This window comes from Candidatus Eisenbacteria bacterium, assembly GCA_026388185.1.
GTDB lineage: Bacteria > Eisenbacteria > RBG-16-71-46 > JAFGJU01 > JAFGJU01 > JAPLKG01.
In genome coordinates this window covers 352,238-370,309 of record JAPLKG010000011.1, presented here as the reverse complement: position 1 = coordinate 370,309, position 18,072 = coordinate 352,238, and the positions used below count along the sequence as shown (strand labels likewise).

The following is an 18,072-nucleotide window of genomic DNA, read 5'->3' as shown; positions in this document are numbered from 1 at the left end:
CCTGCTAAGAGCACTGGCCCAGACGGAAACGCGAGAATCTCCTGACGACGACGTTCTCTCCAAACTTCGCCGTCGCCTCCTTGACTATGTCCTCCACGCATCTCTTTGGATCCTTTATGAAGGGCTGCTCAAGAAGGCAATTGTCCTTGTAGAACTTGTCGAGCTTGCCCTGGACGATCTTCTCGATGATTTGTGGAGGTTTTCCCGAGCCTGCAACTTGGGCAGCCAGAATCTCCTTCTCTTTCTCCAGAAGATCACCTGGGACTTCCTGACGCGAAACAGCGACCGGATCGCTCGCCACGACCTGCATCGCAATGTCTCGAACGAGCGTCCTGAATTCAGCGGTTCTTGCCACGAAGTCGGTTTCGCAATTGACCTCCACCAGAGCACCCATCCGACTTCCTGGATGAATGTAGGCTTCAACAAGTCCCTCCGAAGCGACCCGTGAAGCCTTCTTTGCAGCAGCAGCGATTCCCATCTTTCTGAGATGCTCTATCGCCTTCTCGAGATCGCAGGCGCACTCCGTCAACGCCTTCTTGCAGTCCACAACGCCTGCGCCTGTTCGTTCCCTCAACTGTCGTATCAGCTCGGTGCTAATCTCCATCGCTGCCCTCCGGCTTTCCTGCCTGCCCTGTTCTCGGATCCTCCTTGCCGCGGCCTCTTACTTCGTGTGTTCTGGAATCACGTGGACCCGCCTTGCGTGCCGGATCAGGAACTACTTCCTCTACCACTACCTCCTCGGGTTGAGGCAGCCCGACTTCCTTACCCTCCGGAACCTCACCCTCCTGCGCGCCCAGGTCCTCGCCTTCGCTCGCCTCGGCGAGCCCTTCGATAACGGCATCGCTTGCCATTCTGCAGAAGAGTTTTATCGCCCTTATGGCGTCGTCGTTTCCGGGGATGGGATGACTTATAAGGTCGGGATCGCAGTTCGTGTCGACGATTCCGACGATCGGAATCTTGAGTTTACTGGCCTCGGCGACCGCGATCTTTTCTTTCTTCGTGTCTATGATGAACACCAGCTTGGGTAGAGTGTCCAGTTCCTTGATTCCCTTGAAGATTTTCTCGAGTTTTTGCCTTTGTTTCTCGAGCTGCGCGACTTCCTTCTTCGAGAGCTTCTGGTAGGTGCCGTCCAGGCTCATTTGGTCCAGCTCTTTCAACTTCCGAATGTTGGAGCGGATGGTTCGGAAGTTGGTGAGCATTCCTCCAAGCCAGCGTTCACAGACGTAGAACATTTTGCATCTGGCCGCCTCTTCGGCGACAGTGTCTCTGGCCTGCTTCTTTGTGCCGACAAGAAGGATCTTGCCGCCGCCTCTCGCCACTTCCCTGATCTTTTCTCTAGCGACGTCGATACACTTCAGAGTCTGCTGAAGATCGATGATGTAGATTCCACTTCTCTCGATGAAGATGTAGTCCTTCATCTTCGGGTTCCACCTGCGGGTCTGATGCCCAAAGTGAACCCCTGCCTCGAGCAGCTCTTTCATTCCAATCTGAGACATCAATTCCTCCTCGTATCGCAGTTTTGGTCCGCCGTCTCTAGAAGGCTCCTGTACTCTTGGAACCACTGCGTACTTCGCAGAGACGTGTGTGTTGACAGCCTACCTCTTGGAGAACTGGAATCTCTTTCTCGCTCCGGGCTGCCCGTATTTCTTGCGTTCCTTCATCTTCGGATTTCGCGTGAGAAGTCCTTCCCTGCGCAGAATCGTGACAAGCTCCGGGTGCGCCAGCTTTAGAGCCCTGGCAATCCCCAGGCTGACGGCGCCCGCCTGACCGCTCAGGCCCCCTCCGTTCACCGACGCAATGACGTCATACTTGGTGGCGGTCTCCGTCACGACCATTGGTTGCTGTGCGTGAGCCACGAGGGTCTTCCGCCTGAAGTACTCTTCAAAGCTCAGATTGTTTACGCTCCTTCGGCCCGTGCCAAGCAAGATTCTGACTCTGGCGACTGCCTCTTTTCGCCTGCCGGTTCCGTAATACCGCTCAACTGACATTCTCTACCTCCATCTCCTCACACGAATTCTTCAGACGTCCAGGGCTTCGGGTTCTGTGCCGCGTGGGGATGCTTCGGGCCTTTGTGAACATGAAGTTTCTTGAACATCTGCCTTCCCAATTTGCTGTGCGGAAGCATGCCCTTGACGGCGTGTCTTATGACCTCCTCAGGTTTCGTCTCGAGCAGTTCCTTGAGAGAGGTGAACTTGGCTCCGCCGGGGTAGCCGGAGTACCTGAAATAGGTCTTCGTGGAAACCTTGGAGCCCGTCACACGAATCTTCTCTGCGTTGACGACGACCACGTGGTCTCCGAGGTCCTGGTGCGGGCTGAACGCCGGCTTGCCTTTTCCCATCAGCCTGTAAGCGACTCGGCTGGCGAGCCTGCCCAGGATCATTCCCGCCGCGTCAACCACAAGCCATTCAGCGGGAAACTGTTCCTTCTTCGCGATACTAGTCTTCATGAAATCAACTCCTGATGAAATCAACTCCCATTAGGCTTTTTTGTCAAACTACGATAATAACCGTCAACTCTCGTCATGTCAACACAATACTAACCCAAAACGGACTACCCTGGCCCTACCCCCCCGCAATGCCCAGCTTTCCCTCAAAGGGCGGAGTTGTGACGTCTCTGTCCGTGACTATCGCCGCCACGTAATCGTGAGGAACAATATCGAAGGCAGGATTATAGACGCGTGCCTTGTCCGGCACGACCTTCTTTCCTGCCACGAGTCTTATCTCTTCCTCTCCCCTCTCTTCGACCGGAATGCTCGAACCGTCCGGCAGGGATTCATCTATGGTTGAATACGGACATGCCACGTAGAATGGTATCCCGTGCTCCTTCGCCACGATCGCCAGAGAATAGGAACCGATCTTGTTGGCCACGTCACCGTTTCGAGCGACTCTGTCCGCGCCCACCAGCACGCAGTCCACTTTGCCCTGCTTCATCAACCACGCCGCAGCGGAATCGCACACCACGGTAACGTCAATCTCCCGCGCCACCAACTCCCAGGCAGTGAGCCTTGCACCCTGGAGCAGGGGCCTGGTTTCATCAGCTATCACCCGTATTTTCTTTCCCTGACTCACGGCAACGTAGATCACCGCCAGGGCGGTCCCCATCCCCGCAGTTGCGAGCGCTCCCGCGTTACAGTGCGTGAGGACCGTCGAACCGTCTCTGAGAAGCCTCGCCCCGTTCTCGCCGATCCTCCGACACAGACGCTTGTCCTCTTCCATGATGGACAGCGCCTCCGAGAGAAGTGCCTCCTTCAACCCTCCGGTCCGCGAGCGCTTCGTCTTCCCGACTACCCCTCTCATTCGTTCGAGTGCCCAGGCTAGATTGACCGCCGTGGGCCTCGTAGAGCGCAGAAGCTCGATGGCATCGAGGGCGCGTTTCGCCGCGTCAGATTCCGTTGCGCTTGACCCACCACGGCCTCGCACGGAAAGCGCCACGCCCAGAGCAGCGACCACGCCGATCGCAGGAGCTCCTCTCACCTTCATGGTTCGAATCGCGTCTGCCGTCTCCTCCGCGGAAGAAAGCTCCAGATATCTGAGCCGCCCGGGCAGAATGGTCTGGTCGATTATCTTCACGGCGGTCCCGGTCCACTCGATCGTCCTGGGCTCGCTAAATGGTGACGTCACGTGTCAGGACTCCTTTCATCGGCCCAGCTTCTCGGAGAGCTCCCTCAGCATGTCGTAAAGCCTCGCCACCGGAAGCCCCATAACGTTAAAGAAACATCCGTTAATGTGCTTTATGAAGACTGCTCCGAAACCCTGGATCCCGTAGCTTCCGGCCTTGTCCATCGGCTCTCCCGTCGCCAGGTAATCGTCAATCTCCGCGTTCCCGATATTCTTCATCGTGACGCGACTCTTCTCGTATGCGGTCTCGCGAACGCCCGTCGGTACGTCAACCAGCGCAAGCCCCGTGTACACTACGTGGGTTCTCCCGCTCAGCGCGCGGAGCATTCTCCTCGCGTCGGCCACGCTCCGGGGCTTCCCCAGAATCCGTCCATCCAGAACAACCACGGTGTCGGCACCGAGGATGACGGCGTTCGGAAACCTCTGTGCAAGCGAGAGCGCCTTCGCAAGCGCCAGCTCGACGACGAACTTAGAGGGCCTCGCGTGCGGCGCAGAGTCTTCGTGGATTTCCGGGACGGCGAGCTCGAACTCAAGTCCGATCATCTTGACGAGCTCGCGCCTTCTGGGAGACCCCGAAGCCAGAACCATTCTCTTGCGCGGAGGCGAGATGAACATTACTCTTTCTTCTCTCTTTCAATTATAAGAGTGACGGGGCCGTCGTTCTCCATCCTCACCATCATTCTCTCGCCGAACACGCCCGTCTTCACTTCAACGCCGGTGCCACGCATGAAATCGCAAAACGCACCGAAAAGCTCCCGCGCCTTCTCCGGAACCGCCGCCCCCGTGAAGCTCGGCCGTCTGCCACGGGAACAATCGCCGTACAGCGTGAACTGTGACACCACCAGCGCAGAGCCGCCCACGTCGAGGAGGGACTTGTTCATCTTGCCGTCTTCGTCCTGGAAGACTCTGAGCTCCGCGCATTTCACCGCGGTCCATCGCGCCTCTTCCTCGGTATCGCCGTTCCCGACGGCGAGCAATATCAGAAGCCCCGGGCCCACGCGCGACACTTCTTCTCCCGCGACGCTCACCGACGCGGAGGTCACCCGTTGTACCACCGCCTTCATCTCTCGGCGTCCTTCTCGGGCTCCAGCTTCGGAAAGGCCTCAACCAGGAACTGCCCTCTTTCGACTCCCGTCACGTTCTTAACCTTGGAGATCGCCTTTATTACCCCCCCCAGGTGCCGGAGATTCTGTACCTCCACCACAAATCTGCCCCTGACTTCGCCGTTCACCAGCCCCATGTCCGTGCGCTTGATGTTTGTCCTCGTTTCAGAAATCGCCTTCGCAATGTCGAAGAGCAGGTTCTGCCTGTCGCTCCCCCTCACTATGAGGTTCACCATGAAGAGGTCTTCCTTACCTACGTCCCACTCGACGTCGATGCGTCGTCCCTTTTCCACGCGATCGTCATGCGTGTTGGGACAATCGATTCTGTGCACGGAGACTCCCCTGCCGCGCGTTATTATTCCGGTTATCCTGTCCCCGGGGATGGGCTCGCAGCAGTGGGCGAAGGAAACCATGAGATTCGAAATACCTTGGATCTTTACGTAGTGCCTGCGCCTCTCCGCGAACTCACGCAGCCTCTTGAAAGGAAAGACGCTTTCTATTCCGCCCCTGGAAGGCCGAGGCGATATCCTCAGCAGAACGCTCTCGACGCTCGTCTCGCCTCTGCCTATTGCAGCCGCGAGCTGCTCTTCGGACTTAAGACCCATCGCCACGGCAATCTCGGTCAGGTCGTCGGGAGCCGCTACCCGGTTTTTCTTGAGCTCCTTCTCGAGAATCTCCCTTCCGAGGGCGATGCTGTCCTCTTGACTCACCAGTCTCAGCCAGTGACGAACTTTGCCCCGGGCCTCGGAGCTCTTCAGGACCTTGAGCCAATCCTCGCTCGGTCTCGCCGACGAAGACGTGACAATCTCGACCGTGTCGCCACTCTCAAGCACGTGCTTCGTGGACACAAGCTTTCCGTTAACTTTCGCCCCGACGCAGTGATTACCGACTTCCGTGTGCACGGCGTAGGCGAAATCGAGTGCCGTAGAACCTCTCGGCAAGTGTTTCACGTCTCCCTTCGGCGTGAACACAAAGACCTCGGCGTGGTAAAGAGATTCCTTGACGAGACTCATGAATTCCGCCGGATCGCTCGTGTTCTCCTGCCATTCCGTCGCCTGCTTCAGAAGTTCGCGCACTTTCTGCAATTCGCCGCCGACGGCCACACCTTCCTTGTAAGAATAATGTGCCGCGATTCCAAGCTCCGCGGTCCTGTCCATCTCCCTGCTTCGTATCTGGAATTCGACCATCTCCCCCTTCGGACCGAACACCGTTGTGTGGAGCGACTGATACATGTTGCTCTTCGGGGTAGCGATATAGTCTTTGAACCTGTCGTGAACCGGAGCGTAGAGATCGTGGACGATACCCAGAACCCTGTAGCACTCCGCCTTGCTCGTGGCGATTATCCTTATCCCGATGAGGTCGTATATCTCCTCAAACTGACAGTCGCGCTCTTTCATCTTTCTGTAGATGCCCGCAAAGTGCTTGGGCCTTCCCACGACGTCCGCCTTGATTCCCGAAGCCGTGACTCGCTTGCTGACGGTCTCTATTACGTCCTCGACGTAGCGTTCCCTGTCCTCGCGCGCTTGGGCGACCTTGTCGGAAATCTCACGGTACGTGTCCGGGTCCAGGTACTTGAAGGCCAAATCCTCGAGCTCCCACTTGAGCTTCCAGATTCCCAACCTGTGAGCCAACGGCGCGAAAATATCGCGCGTCTCTTCTGCGGTCTGCATGATCCTCGTCGCATCGAGCGAGCCCAGCGTGCGCATGTTGTGCAGCCTGTCAGCGAGTTTGATCAGAACAACGCGGACGTCCTTCGCCATCGAGAGGAGCATCTTTCGGAAGTACTCGGCCTGTTGTATCTCTCTGCTCTTGAATCTGAAGCCGCTTATCTTGGTCACTCCGTCCACGAGGTACGCGACTTCCTTCCCGAAGTCTTCCTCGATCTGGGCGGCAGTCACATTTCCGTCTTCTATCACGTCGTGGAGAAGCGCCGAGCAAACGAGCGGAGTGTCCATCCTTCGCTCGAGGAGATCGATCAGGATGCCCGCAACCTCGGCGCAATGGGTGACAAACGGTTCCCCGGATTTCCTGAGTTGACCCTTGTGAGCAGTGTCTGAAAACGTGAAGGCTCTCTCGACTGCGTCCACCTTCACGCGGGGACACCTTGTGTTCAATTCCTTCACCAGGGAGCTGAGCAGATTCTCCGTGTCCCCCGCAGGCCTGTCGTCGCGTGGGACTTTGCTGTCGCCCGTACTCTTCTTGTCGTTTGTGATATTGTCGTTGCCTGAAGCCTTGTCCATCACGGACCCTTGAGATCCTTGAGTTTCAATTGGAGCCTGTTCCTTCCCTGCCAGGTACTGAGCCACGGTATGTGCGCGATGGAGACCTCTCCCGCAGAACAGGCTATCTCCCTCTCCAGATGTGCGAGGTTGAAACCGATACAGTCCGCGTAGAAGCTACCCTGCCTCACCGACATCTTGAGGTGGGAACCTCCGCCCACCAGAGATCTGTCCATCACCTGCACCCCGCTGGTCACGAACACCGGCTCCGGGTTGCCCACGCCGAAAGGCGCGAGTTCTCCGAGAAGCCCGGCCAGTCGCTCATTGAGCTCTGAAAGATGGAGTTCGTAATCCAGATACAGCTTCGGTGTCACATCAATACCCCTGAGACTCTCCTCCACGAGTGGAACGAACGTGTCTCTGAACTTCTCGAGATCGCTCTTGTTCAGTGTTATGCCGGCGGCGTGGCTGTGGCCTCCAAAGCCGGTGAGTATGCTCTTGCACTGCGAGAGCGCCCCGTACAAATCAAATCCCTGAACGCTTCTGCACGAACCCCTCGCGGTTTCGCCTTCCACCGAGATGAGGACGGTGGGCCTTCTGTAGCGCTCGGCGAGCCTGGATGCGACTATGCCCAGCACACCGGGGTGCCATCGCCTCGACCAAAGAACAATACTGGGAGGCACTTCATTCCCGTACGTCTTCTCGAGTTTCGCTATCGCTTGGCGAAGCGTCTCTTCGTCGACCTGTCGCCTCCGCGAGTTGTCGTCCTCGAGGCCCTCTGCAATCGCACGAGCCTCGTCCATGTCCTTGGAGAAGAGAAGTCGTATGCCAGATTCCGAATCTCCCATTCTGCCGGCGGCATTGATGCGGGGAGCCAGAATGAACGCCACGTGCTCGCTTCCGATCTTCCTTCCCGCAAGTCCGGACAACTCCTTCAGCGCTTCGATACCCGGCTTATTACTCGATTGCAGAGTCTCAAGACCAAGCTTGGTGAAGACCCTGTTTTCTTCCGTGAGAGGAACCACGTCTGCCACCGTTCCCAACGCCACGACGTCAAGATACTCGTTCACGTCCCGCGGCACTTCCCTTGGCGCGGCCATTAGAAGCGCCTGTGTAAACTTGTAGACGACTCCAACACCCGCCAGGTCAAGGAACGGGTAGTTAGAATCGGCGCGCTTGGGATCGATGACGGCACAGGCGTCCGGCATCTTTGCACCGGGCTCGTGATGGTCGACCACGATTACGTCGATGCCGAGAGAATTAGCAAGCGAAACCTCCGCCAGCGCGGCGATTCCGTTGTCCACCGTCACGATGAGCGTGGCGCCCAGCTTTTTCGCCGCAAGAACGCCCTTTTCCGAAAGCCCATATCCATCGCGAAGCCGGTGAGGGATGATGTACTCGACGTCGCCTCCAAGCTCTCTCAAGAAAGACGTGAGAAGGAAAACGGATGTAATCCCGTCCACGTCGTAATCGCCGAAGATTAGCATCTTCTCATTGTTGCGGATTGCGGTGAGAATCCTCTGAACGGCCTTCTCCATGTCGGGCAGAAGGAAGGGATCGTAAAGGAAAGAGATGCACGGATTGAGAAATTTCCGTGCTTTCTCAGGCGTGTCCACTTTCCTGGCCGCCAGGATCGCGGCAAATGCCCGTGGTATCGCGAGGCAGGACGCAAGTTCATTCACGCATTCTGCCGGTGGCTGAGATGGCCCGACCCAGTGGGGTCTCAGACCTGACAGCGCTCCGCTCCTTCTTCCTGAGTTGAACACATCACTCTCCCTGATTTCTCAAGTGTGTGGAGACGCAACAGGTGCTTCGCGCGTTTTCTTCCTGCTGCTCCTGTCTTGCTGCTCCTGCGTCAAACGCGTTGTTGCATCAAAGGCATTCTAGTATCAAAGACGGTCCTTGCATCACAGGCGTGCGTGCATCCGACGCGTTCTTCAGTCAAGGGCGTCGGCACCGCCGGATCGCTCTGAAACGTAGTATGCCGGAGGAAGCAATAAGCCGGGTTCTGTCGACCCACGCAAGCCGATTGAATCGGCTCCCGCGGGCCGCGATGACCATTTATCTGGGACGCGCGTTACCGCGCGCCTCAAGCAGCCTACCCGAGAGTCATAACGAGGCGGGCCACCTCTCCTCTTCTATTTGGCCTTGCTCCAGGTGGGGTTTACCTAGCTGCCCGTGTCACCACGGGCACTGGTGAGCTCTTACCTCACCGTTTCACCCTTGCTCGCGGCTAACGTCGCGGGCGGTTTCGTTTTCTGTGGCACTTTCCTTGGGATTTCTCCCACTGGGTATTACCCAGCACCCTGCCCTACGGAGTCCGGACTTTCCTCGGACCACCCTCTCTCCCGGCTGTGCCGCGCGGCAAGCCGGGAAACAGGACGGCCCGCGGCCATCTAGCTTCCACCGGCGTTGTCATTCTAGCACGAGGAGGGTCAGACGGCAAGGGGGGGACGGGGCAGGCTGGATGGGGGTTGCGAACGGCGGAGGTAACGCTCCCTATCTCTTGCTCCTATATGCAGTATGCATACGATTGTATGCAAGTTATACAAGGATATCTCTCGGGTGGAGAGCCTGAACGAGCCGAACACGTCGGCGCACCGCTCACCTCCGACGGATTCCCGAACAAGCCTCTGGCCGTATTGCCACGAGTAGTTCGTGACCCCGCTCTGGTTGTCAGGAAGGCAACTCTTGCGTGTATATACACATTGGTGTATACTACCCACATGGACGACATGCACGACAAACCCTTGGTCTGGCTCGGTTCGTCCCTCGAGGATCTCCGAGCATTTCCCCCCGATGCGCGCAGACTCGCCGGTTACCAACTGCGCCGGGTGCAGGCCGGACTGATCCCAAGCGATTACAGACCAGTCAAGGGCGTAGGGCCCGGAGTGTACGAAATACGTATTCACACACGACTCGAGCATCGAGTCTTCTACATCGCACGGATGGCCGAAGTCGTCTACGTGCTTCATGCCTTTGAAAAGCGAACTCGCCAGACGCGACAAACGGACATGAATCTGGCGAAGAGACGACTCGCTGAGGTGCTAAACCTTCACACACACCCAAAGGAGAGCTAGACGCACATGAAAACCCAGCGTTCATCTGGCAACGTGTACCGAGATCTCGGATTCTCTCCTGAAGAAGCCGAGAACCTCCGAGCGCGGTCCGACCTCATGATCGAGCTTACGAAACTTATCAAGGCTCGCCACCTGACGCAGGCTGCGGCGGCCAAATGGCTACGTGTGACACAGCCACGAATCAGCGATCTCATGCGCGGCAAGATCGACCGGTTCAGTACTGACAACTTGATCGAAATGCTCGGACATGCCGGCCTACGTGTCGGCTTCATTCTCAAGCCCCGAAGAAAAGTTGCGTGACGGAAGTGTCACTCACCCGAATGATTGCCAGTCAGCCGCGCCCATACCACTGGCGGCAAAGCCGCCGTCAACCTTCATGCCGTCCTTCGGCGCCCAGTAATCAATTGTGACTTACGCCGTCTCACTCCCATGCATCCCCTAATCGTCCGAGATCATTCACCACCTCTATTATGAACTCCAAAGGAATCGTGAAGTATTCATGGACGACTTGAACTAGTTCGTCCGGGCCGGCCAGAGTTTGGATTCTTGATACGGCCCCTCGAGATTCAACAACTGTCAGATTATCAATGACAACGGATCGGTTGGGGAAGAACCGGGCGAGCAAGAGCGCATTCATGAAGGTTGCGTCTTCTCGATATGAAGCGGCGATGACTTGTTCGAAATCACGAATCTGTTTGGGCACGGGTTTGACCAAGTAGCCGTGTTTTAGGTTTCCATCCCTGTACAACTCCAGGCGGGAACAGCCCCGTGCATCCTGAGGCTTGAGAACGTAGCGGTCCCGTCCAAGCACGATGACGTAATCTGTCGCCAGGTCGCGTGGAAGAGGTGTCAAGAATGGAGCAGCATAACCGACGTCGACCAGATATTCTCGCTTCTCCACAGTCGCAACGGTTACCAAATGAACATCAGGATTGGACATATCCGCACCACACAACGTGGTTTGATAACCCAGGTTCGTGAGTAGCTGATAGAGGTAGAAGTTGTTCGCATAGCACGTCCCGCCAAAATTGAATCGTTCGATGCCATCCAAAAACAGTCCGAGAGTTGCTAACGCACGCAGATCATGATGCTTTCTATAGTATAGCTTCGAAATGTTCTCAAAGGGGATTCGTAGCGCGTGCGCCCTGACGAGCTCGAACAAGGCATCAATATTCGGCTTTCGTCTTGGAACGCCTAGTATGCCGAGGTAACGCTCAAGGAGATCCGGTTGCATGGGTGGATAAGGCATCTCACTTCCAAATCGGGACCGCCGTCTGGCTCCCCAACGGCGCGGGTAACGGCGGGGCTTCTCAGTGCAAACGAACGCTAGTTATGCGCCGCCCCAGATTGAATCGGCTCAGCCCGCTCCGATGTCAACCCCTCTCTAGATGACGACCCAGCGTGGATTGCGATCGCGATTACGGCACCGCTGGCTGATGCGGCAATATCGAACGGGTCGAACCTTATCCCCCACACCGTTTGCTGGATCATTTCCCAAACGAGCAAGAGCATGAACACCAGAACGGCTACAGCCGTGAACCCACGTAGCGTCCGCCGCCCCAGCCACTCACCACGCCGAATGACCATCGGCAGAAACGGCAGCGCCAGCGCAGCCGCGGCGTTCGGCAGAACCCCCAGAACGAACCGAGGCACGCCAGATGAACCGAGGAAGTACGGCCGTACGACGTGAACAGCCAAGATGGCCAACATCGCACCCAGAACAATCGCGATGGCATTCCTTCTGTATCGGTCGAGCCCGTTGCTCATTTGCTGTCGTGTATGCATTCTTTGACAAACCACAATCGCCTCTTTCCGCATTGGCAAGTATGTTCCGTTTCTTGCTGCAACAACCACTCTTCTACCCCGCTTAGCCTAATGCGCTCGATATTGTCGCAGGCCAATGCGTGATGAGCAATTCCAGCCTTATAGAAATCGTTGAGTACCTTGCACGGAAAGCCCTCGCATTCGCCACAATGCAAGATTCCCTTACGCATGGCGCACTCTCTTGTCGGGCAATCATTGACCAGCACTTTTTCATCTCTGCATCCCTTACAGCCAACATCTGAATTCTCCTCATAAGATCTGCACCCGCCGCAATAGAGCCCGCAATATCCCAGCAACGTGTGTTGGTTCACGTGGTAACTCCTCTTACTCTCACTTTCAGTGGTTTTCCCCGACTGTTCAACGGACTATCAGCTTAGGTAATCACGATTGATACGCCACCCTACGTAGACTCCAATCACGCTGCCGACACCGCTAAGCAGGAAACCAGTCATGAATCCAATTCTGTTCCCTATCCACCACCCAATCCAACCGAGGATTGTCATGCCAACAAAGATACAGAGCTTGTTCATATCTTACCCGGGTTCAATGATGGCCAACGGCCAGGCTTCAGCGGCGTACGAATTAAATCGTGGCTATCAAAGATGTCCTGCCAGTTCTTCCGCCATCGTTCTCTGTCGAAGCGGCCCATGACAAACACCCACTCAACAGGATCATGAGCCTCAGTCGTAGGCGACCACGGTCAAACCATGTCGGGATGGATCACCGATAGGAAGAGGTCTGGATTCTTCGTATCCCAGCCTCTTGTTTCGAGATCCACCAGTGCTTGAATCTGTAGTTTCACTGTGTCTGTCATTCTGCATTCAGTCCTTGTCTACGATCGCGGCTGCCCGCCATGGCGCCCGCCATTAGGAAGGCGAAAACAGTGCATCTAGAAGCTTGGAAAGAAGCTAGCCCTCTTCCTTGCCTGCCCCAGATGCTCCCTCAACGACTTCAGCTCCCCTTACTCTGCCCTTCCCCGCCTTCTGCTTGCCTGTCTTCAGAAAGCTGTCCACCGCGTCGTTCGCCAGGGAGTCGGCATCCTTGTTGTTCTCTCTCTCGACGTGCACAAAATTGCAGCGCGAAAAACCGCGCGAGAGTCTCTGGGCCTCGGCGAACAGTTCCTTGAGCTTGACGTCCTTGACCTTGTATTCTCCGGTCATCTGCCGCACGACGAGCTCGCTGTCGGTCAGAATCGTGACCTCCCGAGGTCCGAGGTCAACGGCTTCCCTCAGGCCGTCGATTAGTGCGGTGTATTCGGCAACGTTGTTTGTCGCGGTCCCGATGTAACGCGCTTTCTTGACGAGGATTCGCCCTTCGCCGTCCTTAACGAGAAGGCCACATCCCGCATGCCCGGGATTCCCCCTCGCACATCCGTCTGTGCAAATCGATATCTTGTCCGGCCCGTCATGCCACAACTTTTCAGTAATCTTCATCAAATCCCCCGGCAACCCCCTTGAGACAAGGTGAGCGCCGCGCGTGCCTCACCCCGCGTCATTGCCCGCTCTCATTCGACCACACGAGCATCCGTCCGCACGTCTCGCAGCTTATCACTTCGAGACCCTTCCTGATCTCGTTTAGCGTCTGAGGTGGGAGACCCGTGAAGCATGCTCCGCAGCCCCTATTCTTCACGGCGGCGACTGCCGTCCTGCCCTTCCCGCCTATGACTCTGTCATAGCGCGACCGCACCGGCACACTCAATCTGTCCAGAAGAAACTCCCTCTGCTCCATGATTACATCGAGCTGGCGCTTGGCATCTTCAAGTTCCTGCTCGAGCCTGCCCTTTTCATCTGCCGCAAGCGCCTCTTCCTTCTTGATTTTGACCTCGAATTCCTTCAGTTCCTTGGCGGAGGTTTCCTCGAGTTCCATGAGTTCGATGATCTCGCCCTCGAGATGCGAACGCTTTTCCTTCTGCACAGCTATCTCGTGGAGCAGGGTCTGATACTCCTTGTTTGTCTTCACGTCGTACTGTTGAAACTCGAACTTGCGGATTTTCTCGGAGAAGTCCTCGATGCCCTTCTCCTTCGCCCGCCTCTTCACCTTGAATTCCTCCAGTTGCGCCCGTTTCTTGGCATACTCTTCCCTGATGAATTCAACCTTGTTGTTGAGCTCACCCAGTCGTTCCGGGACTGAGCTTATGACTTTCGTGAGGTGGACCACCCTTATGTCAACGTCTTTCAGCTCCGCCAACGCTGCGATTTCGTCCGTCATTTATTCGACCAGCTCCTTCCGTCAAAAGACACCAGCGGCCCGACGCGCCGCAGAAAACAAGTCGCCGGTTGCGATGCAGGCACAAAAAAAGAGAGGTGTGCGAGCGGGCGCACACCTCTCTTTGCCCGAAGCTCTCTCGCGAGAGCCAGGTTATTTTCCACGCTGCTACACATCCGGCTAGCCGCCATTTCTATTTGCACCCGCTTCTATTCAGGTATGGTGGGCGGAACAGGGCTTGAACCTGCGACCCCCGGCTTGTGACGCCGATGCTCTCCCAACTGAGCTATCCGCCCTTTCTTTTGGGCCCACCTGGACTCGAACCAGGGACCGACCGGTTATGAGCCGGTAGCTCTAACCAACTGAGCTATGGGCCCTGCTTGAGCTAACTTCGGAAGCTAGCACAGCAGTGCTTTGTCCGTCAAGATGTTCTACGAACCCATCTCCATGTAGCTCCTGAGTCTCCTACTCCTCGTAGGATGCCTCAGTTTTCGCAGAGCCTTCGCCTCTATCTGTCTGATTCTCTCCCTGGTCACGTTGAAAAAGGCCCCGACCTCCTCGAGAGTTCTGGGGCAACCGTCTTCGGTAAGCCCGAAACGGAGTCTTATCACCTTGGCCTCGCGCTTGCTCAGAGTCTCCAGGACTTCCCCCACCTCGTCCTTCAGCATCGAGTACGTGGCGGAACGCGCCGGCGAGACCACGCTCGTGTCCTCTATGATGTCACCCAGGCTACTGTCGTCGTCCTCGCCCATCGGCCTGTCGAGCGAGATCGGCTCCTGCGACGCCTTGAGGATGCTCTTCACCTTGTCCAGCGGGTATTCGAGCTTCTCGGCGATCTCTTCCGGGGAAGGCTCCCTGCCAAACTCCTGGACGAGTCTCCTCGAAGTCCTCATCACCTTGTTGATGGCCTCGATCATGTGAACGGGCACGCGAATCGTCCTCGCCTGGTCGGCGATCGCTCTCGTTATGGCCTGCCTTATCCACCACGTCGCGTACGTGCTGAACTTGTAGCCCTTCCTGTAATCGAACTTGTCGACGGCTCTCATCAGTCCGCTGTTGCCCTCTTGAATGAGGTCCAGGAATTCGAGACCTCGGTTCGTGTAGCGCTTCGCAATGCTGATGACGAGCCTGACGTTTGCCTCTATCATTTCTCTCTTGGCCCTGTCTCTCAGGAGTTCCCCTTCCCGTATCTGGTCCACGACGAAGAGGAGGGCCTCCTTCGATATCCTGGCCTCGAGCTCGACGCGCCTTACCTTGCGCTTGCTGTTCTTGATTCTCTTTACGGCAGCGAGAATCGTCTGGGGGGATTTCCTCACGTGTCGGGCCACGCGGGTCGCTTCTCTCTTGCCTCTCGCGATTTTCCTGGCGGAGGAATTGAGGTCCTCCGGCGCCATGCCCACTTCCGCGAGAGTCGTCGCTATCTCGCCCTCGGCTTCGCGGATTCTCTCCGCCAATCCCTTCAGCCTCAGCGCAAATCTCTCGACCAGTCTAGGATTGAACGTCAACTTGTTGAGTTCGTTCAGAATCTTTTCCTTGAGCTTGCCGATGCTGGCTTCAGTCGCCGCGCGCGTCTTGCTCTTGAGCTTCTTTGCAAGCTTGTTCTCCAGCTTCTCAAGATTGGCCTGGTAACGCACGACCTTGTTGACCGCGCCGAGGACTCTCTGTCTCTCTCTCTTCGCCGAAAAATCAGGGCTCCAGCTCCCCATGTCGACCTGGATGAAGTCCTCGACCTTCAGTTTCCCGCCGGCGAGCTTCTTGGCCATCGCAGCCAGTTCGTTGATGGACGTCGCCGTCTGAAACATGGCGTTGACGACCATTGCCTCGCCCTTTTCTATTCTCTTGGCAATCTCGACCTCGCCCTCGCGGTCAAGAAGCGGCACCCGGCCCATCTCTCTCAGGTACATCCTCACGGGGTCGTCGAAGCGCAGGGGCTGTGCCGCAAGGAGTCGGCTCTCCGCGCGCCGCTCCTCTTGCCTCTTGGCCTTCTTGAGTTTCTCCTTGGCCTCCTCCACGGTGTCGAAGACGTCGATCTTCATCCCCGCGAGAGATATGTAAACTTCGTCCATCTCGTCGGGAGAAGCGTCCTCCTCCAGTAAGGACTCGATCTGCTCGTGAGTCACAAAACCCTGCTTCACGGCCAAGGTCTTGATCTCATCGAAGCTCTGCGTCTTCCTCTTCTTCATTGACTGTTTTCCCTCCTCGGCTGAATCGAATTTTCCGAGGGCTTTTGACGCCCGCCGTCCAGAGCACTTCTTTCGGCAGCAAGGGCTTGGAGTTTGGCGAACAGGCTCTGTAGCTCCTTGCTCTCGTTAGCTTTTTCCTTTTTCCTGATTTCCTCCTCGAGAGACCTGATAGACTCCTTCAACCATCTTTGCTTGAGCTTGCGAAGGTAGTCGGTGAAGACTGCCATCGGCTCCTCGAATTCGAAACCTTCCTCCAAAAGAATGGACGACACAAAATTCCTGACATCCACATTCTCTATCGAGCCCAGAAGCTCTGCGGGTTTCGCTCTCTTACGGCCGCCTGCGTTCTTGAGAACGTCGAACGCCTGCCTGCACAAGGATGAGCTGAGGTACTGCTCATTGAGGGAGCTGCGTGCGGCCTTGAGAACGGCGTCGTCTTCGAGAATCAGTTTCATAAGCTCTCTCTCGACTCTGTCGACTTTTTCCACGCTGCCAATGCCCGCAACTCCGAATTCCGTCGGCTCGCCCTTGATTGTTCCCTTCTTCCTGAGCCTTTCAACCTCGTACGAAATCGTGTTCTCGTCGAATCTGAGAGCTTCGGCCGACTCTTGAACCTGCAGTCTTCGATAGATGGAATCGTCTATCAGCGTGAAGACTTCGATGAGCGAACGAAGCACCGCCTCACGATTCATTTTCTCGGGGCTCGTCTTGACGACGAATTCGACGACGCTGCAGGAACTCTCGACGGCCCTGCCGAAAGCTTCGGCGCCCTGCTCCCTGATGAAACTGTCGGGATCGCTGCCGCCGGGCAGACACACTATTCGAATCCTGAGCCCTGCCTGGACAAAGACCTGAAGAGTTCTTCTCGCGGCACGTATGCCCGCTTCGTCTCCGTCGTAAATCAGAATCGCGTCCTGGGTGTAGCGCCTGAGCAGCTTCGCCTGAGCGTCCGTGAACGCAGTACCGCAGCTTGCGACCACGTTCTTGAAACCGTTCGTGAAGAGCGACAGGAGATCGGTGTAGCCCTCCACGACTATGGCGGATTCCTTTGCCCGGATTTCCTGTTTGCTCTGGTAGAGTCCGTAGAGTATCGAACCCTTCTGAAACACGGGCGAATCCGACGAGTTCATGTACTTGGACTCAGATCCATCGAGTGCCCTCCCGCCGAATCCTATCGGTTTTCCGCCGGTGCCCAGGATGGGAAACATGAGTCTGTCCCTGAACCTGTCGTAAGCGCCGGACCCGCTCTCTCGCGCCACGAGTAGTCCTGCCTGGAGAAGAATTCCTTCAGAAAAATGCTTTCTCGCCGCGTTCAAGAGATTGTCCCAGCCGGGGGGCGCGTAGCCCAACGCGAATTCCTGAAGCTCCCCCTCGTTGAGAGCCCTGCTCTTCAGATATTCTCTTGCCTTCTTCCCCGGGGGCGCCGCCAGTTGCTGCTTGTAGAAGCTGACGGCGAATTCAGTCGCAGAGAGGAGACTTTGCGTAAGGCTGTCCGTTTCGCTCCGCTCTACCGGCAGCTCGATGCCTTTACGCTTCGCCAGCGAGCGAACGGCTTCCACGAAAGAGAGATTCTCGACCTGCATCACAAAGGTGAAGACGTTCCCTCCGGCGCCGCACCCAAAACAGTGAAAGACTTCCTTGCTCGGACTCACGACGAAGGAAGGAGTGCGTTCCGAGTGAAAGGGGCAGAGTCCCTTGAAATTCTGTCCCGATTTCCTCAGCGTGACGTGCTCGCCGACGATCTCGACGATGTCACACGCCTCTCTCACCTTTTCCAACGTCTCGTCGGAGAATCTCATCCCTCTCCTCGCCGCCTCAGTCAGTACCGGCTCGTAATGTGC

General features: G+C 56.6%; 17 protein-coding genes, 2 tRNA genes and 1 other RNA gene. 2 read left to right on the top strand and 18 right to left on the bottom strand.

Going from position 1 to position 18,072, the window contains the following annotated elements:
• Window positions 1-4 precede the first annotated feature (4 nt).
• The 10 genes from tsf to rnpB form a co-directional block, all read right to left on the bottom strand.
• The gene (tsf, locus tag NTX17_07240) at window positions 5-604 is read right to left on the bottom strand and encodes a translation elongation factor Ts (GenBank protein ID MCX5801161.1); all 600 of its coding nucleotides are present in this window, start codon (window positions 602-604) and stop codon (window positions 5-7) included.
• Window positions 594-1,496 (bottom strand): 30S ribosomal protein S2, encoded by a 903-nt coding sequence (rpsB, locus tag NTX17_07235; protein MCX5801160.1) that lies wholly within the window; start codon window positions 1,494-1,496, stop codon window positions 594-596. Before rpsB ends, tsf begins: the two co-directional genes overlap by 11 nt.
• Window positions 1,497-1,595: 99 nt before the next feature.
• A complete protein-coding gene (gene rpsI / locus NTX17_07230) occupies window positions 1,596-1,988 on the bottom strand; it encodes a 30S ribosomal protein S9 (GenBank protein MCX5801159.1) in 393 nt (130 codons plus the stop codon).
• Between the two features lie 17 nt (window positions 1,989-2,005).
• The gene (gene rplM, locus NTX17_07225; GenBank protein MCX5801158.1) at window positions 2,006-2,446 is read right to left on the bottom strand and encodes a 50S ribosomal protein L13; all 441 of its coding nucleotides are present in this window, start codon (window positions 2,444-2,446) and stop codon (window positions 2,006-2,008) included.
• A gap of 115 nt (window positions 2,447-2,561) precedes the next feature.
• Complete coding sequence (gene mtnA / locus NTX17_07220) at window positions 2,562-3,620, bottom strand: S-methyl-5-thioribose-1-phosphate isomerase (GenBank protein MCX5801157.1); 1,059 nt, start codon at window positions 3,618-3,620, stop codon at window positions 2,562-2,564.
• A 15-nt stretch (window positions 3,621-3,635) separates the two neighbouring features.
• On the bottom strand, window positions 3,636-4,232 hold the full coding sequence (locus NTX17_07215) for a Maf family protein (protein ID MCX5801156.1): 597 nt from the start codon (window positions 4,230-4,232) through the stop codon (window positions 3,636-3,638).
• Window positions 4,232-4,681 (bottom strand): D-aminoacyl-tRNA deacylase, encoded by a 450-nt coding sequence (gene dtd, locus NTX17_07210; GenBank protein ID MCX5801155.1) that lies wholly within the window; start codon window positions 4,679-4,681, stop codon window positions 4,232-4,234. Before dtd ends, NTX17_07215 begins: the two co-directional genes overlap by 1 nt.
• Window positions 4,678-6,960, bottom strand: a complete 2,283-nt coding sequence (locus tag NTX17_07205) for a bifunctional (p)ppGpp synthetase/guanosine-3',5'-bis(diphosphate) 3'-pyrophosphohydrolase (GenBank protein ID MCX5801154.1) — start codon at window positions 6,958-6,960, stop codon at window positions 4,678-4,680. Before NTX17_07205 ends, dtd begins: the two co-directional genes overlap by 4 nt.
• On the bottom strand, window positions 6,960-8,621 hold the full coding sequence (gene recJ / locus NTX17_07200; protein ID MCX5801153.1) for a single-stranded-DNA-specific exonuclease RecJ: 1,662 nt from the start codon (window positions 8,619-8,621) through the stop codon (window positions 6,960-6,962). Before recJ ends, NTX17_07205 begins: the two co-directional genes overlap by 1 nt.
• Before the next feature lie 299 nt (window positions 8,622-8,920).
• Window positions 8,921-9,348: RNase P RNA component class A (gene rnpB / locus NTX17_07195), an RNA gene on the bottom strand.
• A 326-nt stretch (window positions 9,349-9,674) separates the two neighbouring features.
• On the opposite strand from rnpB, the gene NTX17_07190 reads away from it, so the two are divergent.
• Together NTX17_07190 and NTX17_07185 are read left to right on the top strand one after the other, a co-directional pair.
• A complete protein-coding gene (locus NTX17_07190; GenBank protein MCX5801152.1) occupies window positions 9,675-10,019 on the top strand; it encodes a type II toxin-antitoxin system RelE/ParE family toxin in 345 nt (114 codons plus the stop codon).
• A gap of 6 nt (window positions 10,020-10,025) precedes the next feature.
• Window positions 10,026-10,319 (top strand): helix-turn-helix transcriptional regulator, encoded by a 294-nt coding sequence (locus NTX17_07185; protein ID MCX5801151.1) that lies wholly within the window; start codon window positions 10,026-10,028, stop codon window positions 10,317-10,319.
• A gap of 121 nt (window positions 10,320-10,440) precedes the next feature.
• Here NTX17_07185 and NTX17_07180 read toward each other — a convergent pair whose 3' ends face one another.
• The 8 genes from NTX17_07180 to dnaG form a co-directional block, all read right to left on the bottom strand.
• The gene (locus NTX17_07180; GenBank protein MCX5801150.1) at window positions 10,441-11,268 is read right to left on the bottom strand and encodes an arylamine N-acetyltransferase; all 828 of its coding nucleotides are present in this window, start codon (window positions 11,266-11,268) and stop codon (window positions 10,441-10,443) included.
• Between the two features lie 77 nt (window positions 11,269-11,345).
• Complete coding sequence (locus tag NTX17_07175; GenBank protein MCX5801149.1) at window positions 11,346-11,819, bottom strand: hypothetical protein; 474 nt, start codon at window positions 11,817-11,819, stop codon at window positions 11,346-11,348.
• Between the two features lie 932 nt (window positions 11,820-12,751).
• Window positions 12,752-13,276 (bottom strand): ribonuclease HI family protein, encoded by a 525-nt coding sequence (locus NTX17_07170; protein MCX5801148.1) that lies wholly within the window; start codon window positions 13,274-13,276, stop codon window positions 12,752-12,754.
• A 58-nt stretch (window positions 13,277-13,334) separates the two neighbouring features.
• The gene (locus tag NTX17_07165; protein ID MCX5801147.1) at window positions 13,335-14,051 is read right to left on the bottom strand and encodes a C4-type zinc ribbon domain-containing protein; all 717 of its coding nucleotides are present in this window, start codon (window positions 14,049-14,051) and stop codon (window positions 13,335-13,337) included.
• 217 nt (window positions 14,052-14,268) lie between these two features.
• Window positions 14,269-14,344: transfer RNA gene (locus NTX17_07160), tRNA-Val, on the bottom strand.
• Between the two features lie 7 nt (window positions 14,345-14,351).
• A tRNA-Ile gene (locus tag NTX17_07155) sits at window positions 14,352-14,425 on the bottom strand.
• A gap of 54 nt (window positions 14,426-14,479) precedes the next feature.
• Window positions 14,480-16,231: an RNA polymerase sigma factor RpoD gene (gene rpoD, locus NTX17_07150; protein ID MCX5801146.1), complete on the bottom strand. Its 1,752-nt coding sequence runs from the start codon at window positions 16,229-16,231 to the stop codon at window positions 14,480-14,482.
• Window positions 16,228-18,030 carry a DNA primase gene (dnaG, locus tag NTX17_07145; protein MCX5801145.1) on the bottom strand — a complete coding sequence of 601 codons (1,803 nt, stop codon included), beginning with the start codon at window positions 18,028-18,030 and terminating at the stop codon, window positions 16,228-16,230. Before dnaG ends, rpoD begins: the two co-directional genes overlap by 4 nt.
• Window positions 18,031-18,072 lie beyond the last annotated feature (42 nt).

What these genes read in the sequence shown, in the direction of transcription:
- dtd (MCX5801155.1), bottom strand. Translation starts at nt 4,681, where the DNA reads ATGAAGGCGGTGGTACAACGGGTGACCTCCGCGTCGGTGAGCGTCGCG.
- dnaG (MCX5801145.1), bottom strand. Translation starts at nt 18,030, where the DNA reads ATGAGATTCTCCGACGAGACGTTGGAAAAGGTGAGAGAGGCGTGTGAC.
- rpsB (MCX5801160.1), bottom strand. Translation starts at nt 1,496, where the DNA reads ATGTCTCAGATTGGAATGAAAGAGCTGCTCGAGGCAGGGGTTCACTTT.
- NTX17_07190 (MCX5801152.1), top strand. Translation starts at nt 9,675, where the DNA reads ATGCACGACAAACCCTTGGTCTGGCTCGGTTCGTCCCTCGAGGATCTC.
- NTX17_07170 (MCX5801148.1), bottom strand. Translation starts at nt 13,276, where the DNA reads ATGAAGATTACTGAAAAGTTGTGGCATGACGGGCCGGACAAGATATCG.
- rplM (MCX5801158.1), bottom strand. Translation starts at nt 2,446, where the DNA reads ATGAAGACTAGTATCGCGAAGAAGGAACAGTTTCCCGCTGAATGGCTT.
- NTX17_07205 (MCX5801154.1), bottom strand. Translation starts at nt 6,960, where the DNA reads ATGGACAAGGCTTCAGGCAACGACAATATCACAAACGACAAGAAGAGT.
- NTX17_07185 (MCX5801151.1), top strand. Translation starts at nt 10,026, where the DNA reads ATGAAAACCCAGCGTTCATCTGGCAACGTGTACCGAGATCTCGGATTC.
- NTX17_07215 (MCX5801156.1), bottom strand. Translation starts at nt 4,232, where the DNA reads ATGTTCATCTCGCCTCCGCGCAAGAGAATGGTTCTGGCTTCGGGGTCT.
- rpsI (MCX5801159.1), bottom strand. Translation starts at nt 1,988, where the DNA reads ATGTCAGTTGAGCGGTATTACGGAACCGGCAGGCGAAAAGAGGCAGTC.
- rpoD (MCX5801146.1), bottom strand. Translation starts at nt 16,231, where the DNA reads ATGAAGAAGAGGAAGACGCAGAGCTTCGATGAGATCAAGACCTTGGCC.
- tsf (MCX5801161.1), bottom strand. Translation starts at nt 604, where the DNA reads ATGGAGATTAGCACCGAGCTGATACGACAGTTGAGGGAACGAACAGGC.
- NTX17_07165 (MCX5801147.1), bottom strand. Translation starts at nt 14,051, where the DNA reads ATGACGGACGAAATCGCAGCGTTGGCGGAGCTGAAAGACGTTGACATA.
- NTX17_07180 (MCX5801150.1), bottom strand. Translation starts at nt 11,268, where the DNA reads ATGCCTTATCCACCCATGCAACCGGATCTCCTTGAGCGTTACCTCGGC.